The organism is Longimicrobium sp., assembly GCF_036554565.1.
Lineage (GTDB): Bacteria > Gemmatimonadota > Gemmatimonadetes > Longimicrobiales > Longimicrobiaceae > Longimicrobium.
This window is the reverse complement of record NZ_DATBNB010000280.1, coordinates 1-4,957: the sequence shown is the minus strand read 5'-3', so window position 1 is coordinate 4,957 and position 4,957 is coordinate 1. Positions and strand designations below refer to the sequence as shown.

Genomic DNA, 4,957 nt, shown 5'->3' with positions numbered 1-4,957 from the left:
TCACGTCCTGCACCCGCCCGCCGCGGCGAACCGAGAGCCGCACGCGCTCGCCGGGATCGATGGACGAGTAGCGCCGTCCGCCTTCGCGCGTGGTGATCAGCTGCCCGTCCACCGCCACCAGCACGTCGCCGTCGCGCAGCGGCCCGTTGGCCCGGGCACCGCTGATCCGGGGCTCGCCCTCGAACGTGGTGTGGGCGCGTCCATCGCTGATGCGCGTGGAGATGGGTGCCCCGCTCATCCCGGTGAATCCCAGGTCCGCCACCCGCACTCCGCGGCCGTTCTCACCACAGCCGCCCGCCTGCGCACCGCAGGGTGCCGACGCCAGCATCGTCGCGGCCATCACGGCCGCCGCAAATCCATATCTCGTGCTCATGGGATCATCCCCTCGTCGATGTCATTTCAGAACCAGACCACGCGCTGCTTGTCGCCCGCGGCGGCCCTGGTGGTGTCGGCCTTCTGGAACCCCGCCAGGACGGCGCTGGCCACCGGATCGTCCGGGGCGATCCTCACCAGCTCGTCCGCCGCCGCGCGCAGCATCTGCACGGCCACCTCCCGCCCCTGCGCCGCGTGGGCGCCGCTGTCCCGCGTGGTCGCGAGCTTCGACAGCGCCTGCACGTACGCCGTCCCCGTCTGCTGCACCAGCATGGCCGTGTTCCGGGAGTTCTCCGCCTGCACGGCGCTCACCACCTGGGCCGTAGCGCGCGTCCCCATCCACTGCCCAACCGCCATTCCGCTGGCGAACAGCGCCAGGCTGGCCGCCACCGCCCCGCCCAGCCACGAGGCGGGAAGGCGGCGGATCCCCCGGCGCGGCGCCGCGGCCTCGATCACCCCGTGCTCGCGCAGCGCCCGAACGGTGCGCTCTTCCAGGAGCCGTCCCGGCTGACGTTCACGCGGCAGGTTGTGCAGCGCGCTCCGCAGCTCCGGCGGCAGTTCGTCGTCGTCGTGAAGGTCAGGCGTGCTCATGTCGTCCCTCGTGTACGGGCTCCAGCATGCGCCGGAGCGCCCTGCGTGCATGGGAGAGCTGGCTCTTGGAGGTGCCGGGCGCGATCCCCAGCCGCTCCGCGATTTCGTCGTGCGTAAAGCCCTCCACGTCGTACAGCACCAGCACCGCCCGCTGTCCCGCGGGGAGCAGGGCGATCGCCCGCTCCAGGTCTATGCGGTCGCCGTCGCTGGGCGGCGGGCGGAAGGGTTCGGGCGTCCCCGGCTCCATCGGCAGCTCCCACCGCCCCTGCTTCCGCAACAGCCCGCGCGCCACGTTCAGCCCGATTCCCGTCAGCCAGGTGCCGAACGCCGCCTGCCAGCGGAAGGTGGGCAGCGCCTCGGTGGCGCGGATCCACGTTTCCTGCACCACGTCTTCGGCGTCGTGCTCCGCGCCGCCCACGATGCGCAGCACGAACTGGAACAGCCGCGGCGTGTGGCGGCTGTACAGCTCGCGAAAGGCACGTTCGTCCCCCCGGAGGAGAAGCGCCTGTGCGAGCGCATGGTCGGGTACCGCGGGCGTTTCGGCTCTCATGCGATACTGAGTGGATCGGCGGGCGGGATTGGTTGCATGAGGGAAGTGCGTGAGTGCGTGAGTGCGTGAGTGCGTGAGTGGAAAGGATAGCGATCAGGCGAAGGGACCGGGTCTCCCCCTCCCCTGCGAAGCGGGGGACGGGGGCCGGGGGGAGGGGGCTCCCGCGGCACGCGCCGGTACCCTGTCGAACCTCGAATGACGCTCTCCCCTCACCGCACAGCAGTACCGTGCGGGGAGGGGCGGGGGAGGGGGGCCCCGCGGACGCGTCTCGAGCCTGGGTGCTCGCTGCCGTTCCCGCCGTCACACTCGCCGGCCCATGGTCGTTCTCAACGCGGTCGATGAACGGAACGAGACACCCGCACCCAGGGAGACTACCATGAACCTGCTTCGTCGTACCGCCGCCGCCCTCGCATCCGTCGTGGCGCTTTCCGCGTGTGCCGGCAACTCTACGCTCGCTGACGAGGAGGCGCGGATGGAGCGGAGCCGGCAGGTGTGGAACGCGCAGGGAATCGACGACTACCGCATGATCGTCAGCGTCAGCGCCGGAATGATCGCCGGCTCGGCGACCATCGAGGTGAGGGATGGCGTTCCTGTTTCAGTGCAGCGGACGGAGGGCGGCCCGCAGACCCTTCCCCTGTCCGCCTTCGCGCGCTACGACACCGTCGAGGAGCTGTTCGCCGTCCTGGAGCAGGCGTTCGAAAACGGCTCCGACGAAATCGAAGCGCTGTACGACTCCACCTTGGGCGTGCCGCTGAGCGTCGCGATCGACCCCATGAAGAACGCCATCGACGAAGAGCACGGGTTCCTGGTCAACGGCTTCACGAAGCTGTAGCCCGGCCGCGGGGGACACGAGAACGGGGACGCACGATCACCATCGCGCGTCCCCGTTCGCCTGCGTGGACTGCACGGCCAGCCAGGTGCGCGCAGCCGGCCTCGAGCACCGGGCTGGCTCCCTTCCCCCGCGGCTGTTTGCGGGGGAAGGGCTGGGGATGGGGGGCGCCGCGGCACGCACCGGCCCCGTCGAACCTCGATCGAAGTTCTCCCCTCTCCCGCTTGCGGGAGAGGGGCCGGGGGAGAGGGCAGCCGGGGACTGCGCCGGACCGGCCGAATCGCACTCGGCGGGCTTCGTTGTCCCGCGCCTCCTACCGCGCTGGCCCCGCCCACGGTGGCAGCACCCCCGCCTGAACCCCGAAGGCCCACAGCAAAGCAGTGTAGGCCACCACGAGGATCACCGCGATCCCCATCAGGTCCAGCAGCAGCCCGGCGCGCGCCATTCGCGGCACCGACACGTGCCCCGTGGCGTAGGCGATGGCGTTGGGCGGCGTGGCCACCGGCAGCATGAACCCGCAGCTGGCCGCCAGCGCGGCCGGCACCACGAACAGCAGCGGGTTCTCGCCCACGCCCAGCGCCAGCGAGCCCACCACGGGCAGGAATGCGGCCGCCGTCACCGTGTTGCTGGCGATCTCGCTTAGAAAGACGATCGTCGCGCACACCAGCAGCACCAGCAGCGGCGTGGGGAGCGAGCCCAGCCCCGACAGCCCCGCGCCGATCCACTTGGCCACGCCCGTGCGCGTCAGCGCGTCCGCCAGGCTCAATCCCGCGCCGAACAGCAGCAGCACGTCCCACGGCAGCCGGCCGGCCCACTGCCAGTCGAGCACGAACTCGGCGCGCGCCAGATTCACCGGGAACAGGAACAGCACCAGCGCGGCGGTGATGGCGATCCCCGCATCCGACAGCTCGGCGCCCGGGACGGCCGTCTCCAGCAGCGGCCGGAAGGTCCACGCGAGCGCCGCCCGCCCGAACACCACCGCCACCACGCGCTCAGGCGTGGAGACCGGCCCCGTGACGCGGCAACTCGCCTCCATCCCCGCGCCGACCGCACACTGCTGTTCGGAATGGGTGGATTCGACTCCTTTCCGCATCTTCCAACTCGTTACCCGCCAACGCACAAACCGCAATCGGCCTCGCTACAAAAGGCTTGTGCAGTGAACGGAGTGAACACTATCGTGCGTCCACTCCGTTCCGATCCGAACAGAGGCTCACCCCCAACCGGCTACGACGATGTCGACCGCAACGACCCTCAGCGCCAGCAACGCGCGACCGGATCAGCACTTTGAGGCCGTCGCGTACACGGCTGTCGGATTCGGTGTGTCTCCCCGGGAGGCTACAACTGTGATCGAGCCTCCATCCACGCGAGGGGAGGTGCCTGCCCTGCGCGACTCCTTGTTCCTGGCGCTGGCGGAAAGCGATTCGATCGGCGTGGCCGTGTGCGACCGCGACTTCCGCTACCTGGTGTGGAACCGGTTCATGGAAGAGACGACGGGCCTCTCCGCCGCACAGGTGCTGGGCCGCAACGCGCTGGACGTGTATCCGGGGCTGCGGGAGGAAGGGCTGGAGCGCGTCCTCCGCCGCGTGCTGGCGGGCGAAACGGTGTCGCTGCCGGATAGACGCTACACGGTGCCGGGAGTGCGCTCGGGGTGGATGTGGGCGCAGTACTGGCCGCACCGCGGGCCCGACGGCTCCGTCGTGGGCGTCATCGGCATCGTGCACCCCGTCTACGACCGGGCCATGCACGCCCGCGCCCTCTCGCGGCTGCGGCTGGAAAGCGATCTGCGCCGGGCGCTGGACCGCGGCGGGCTGACGGTGCACTACCAGCCCATCGTGTCGCTGAAGTCGGGGCGGATCTGCGGGATGGAGGCCCTCGCGCGGTGGTGGCACGCAGACCGGGGATGGGTGGCGCCGCACGAGTTCGTGGCCTCGGCCGAGGAAACGGGGATGATCGTGCGGCTGGGCGGACGCGTGCTGTCGGAAGCCTGCCGCCAGCTCCGCGCGTGGACGGACGCCCTGCCCGCCGCGGCGGAGCTTAGCATGAGCGTGAACCTGTCCGTGCGCCAGTTCGCGCAGCTGGACCTGGCAGGGCAGGTGAGCCGCGCGCTGGAGGAGAGCGGGATCCACGCCTCGCGGCTGCGACTGGAGGTGACGGAGAGCGTGCTGATCGACAACGCCGAGGCCGCGGCCGCCACGCTGGCCAGCCTGCGGGCGCTGGGGGTGCGCGTGTGGATGGACGACTTCGGCACCGGCTACTCGTCGCTTTCCACCCTTCACCGCCTGCCGATCGACGGAGTGAAGGTGGACCGCTCCTTCGTGGCGGCGGTGGACGGGCGGGCCGCGCGCGTGCTGGCGGCCGTGGTCGCCCTGGCGCAGGGGCTGGGCCTGGAGGTGGTGGCCGAAGGCGTGGAGCACGCCAGGCAGCTTGCCGAACTGCGCACCCTGGGCTGCGACGCCGCCCAGGGATTCCTGTTTTCCCGCCCGCAGGACGCGGACGCCACACTCGCCCTCCTCGCTGCGGACCCGGCGTGGTGAGCCGGCCCCGGAAGAAGAGCCTTTACAAAACCTAACGATAGGATTATCCTATGCCAGTCGTACTTCGCATGGACGGTTTCG

5 protein-coding genes and 1 pseudogene are annotated in these 4,957 nt (G+C 70.7%); 2 read left to right on the top strand and 4 right to left on the bottom strand.

What is annotated here, in order from left to right; translation table 11 throughout:
* The 3 genes and pseudogenes from VIB55_RS07540 to VIB55_RS07530 form a co-directional block, all read right to left on the bottom strand.
* Positions 1-373 (bottom strand): annotated as a pseudogene (locus tag VIB55_RS07540) (hypothetical protein); the annotation flags it as partial.
* A gap of 26 nt (positions 374-399) precedes the next feature.
* Positions 400-963: a hypothetical protein gene (locus VIB55_RS07535; RefSeq protein WP_331876059.1), complete on the bottom strand. Its 564-nt coding sequence runs from the start codon at positions 961-963 to the stop codon at positions 400-402.
* On the bottom strand, positions 950-1,513 hold the full coding sequence (locus VIB55_RS07530; RefSeq protein ID WP_331876058.1) for an RNA polymerase sigma factor: 564 nt from the start codon (positions 1,511-1,513) through the stop codon (positions 950-952). The genes VIB55_RS07535 and VIB55_RS07530 overlap by 14 nt, the downstream gene beginning before the upstream one ends.
* A gap of 376 nt (positions 1,514-1,889) precedes the next feature.
* Between VIB55_RS07530 and VIB55_RS07525 the strand changes: the two genes are divergently transcribed.
* Positions 1,890-2,345 (top strand): DUF6174 domain-containing protein, encoded by a 456-nt coding sequence (locus tag VIB55_RS07525; protein ID WP_331876057.1) that lies wholly within the window; start codon positions 1,890-1,892, stop codon positions 2,343-2,345.
* A 310-nt stretch (positions 2,346-2,655) separates the two neighbouring features.
* Here the strand turns inward: VIB55_RS07525 and VIB55_RS07520 are convergent, their stop codons facing one another.
* A complete protein-coding gene (locus VIB55_RS07520; protein ID WP_331876056.1) occupies positions 2,656-3,435 on the bottom strand; it encodes an SLC13 family permease in 780 nt (259 codons plus the stop codon).
* A gap of 280 nt (positions 3,436-3,715) precedes the next feature.
* On the opposite strand from VIB55_RS07520, the gene VIB55_RS07515 reads away from it, so the two are divergent.
* Complete coding sequence (locus tag VIB55_RS07515; RefSeq protein WP_331876055.1) at positions 3,716-4,876, top strand: sensor domain-containing protein; 1,161 nt, start codon at positions 3,716-3,718, stop codon at positions 4,874-4,876.
* The last annotated feature ends 81 nt before the right edge of the window (positions 4,877-4,957 follow it).

Coding starts and splice junctions, on each gene's coding strand:
- VIB55_RS07525 (WP_331876057.1), top strand. CDS start 1,890: ATGAACCTGCTTCGTCGTACCGCCGCCGCCCTCGCATCCGTCGTGGCG.
- VIB55_RS07535 (WP_331876059.1), bottom strand. CDS start 963: ATGAGCACGCCTGACCTTCACGACGACGACGAACTGCCGCCGGAGCTG.
- VIB55_RS07520 (WP_331876056.1), bottom strand. CDS start 3,435: ATGCGGAAAGGAGTCGAATCCACCCATTCCGAACAGCAGTGTGCGGTC.
- VIB55_RS07530 (WP_331876058.1), bottom strand. CDS start 1,513: ATGAGAGCCGAAACGCCCGCGGTACCCGACCATGCGCTCGCACAGGCG.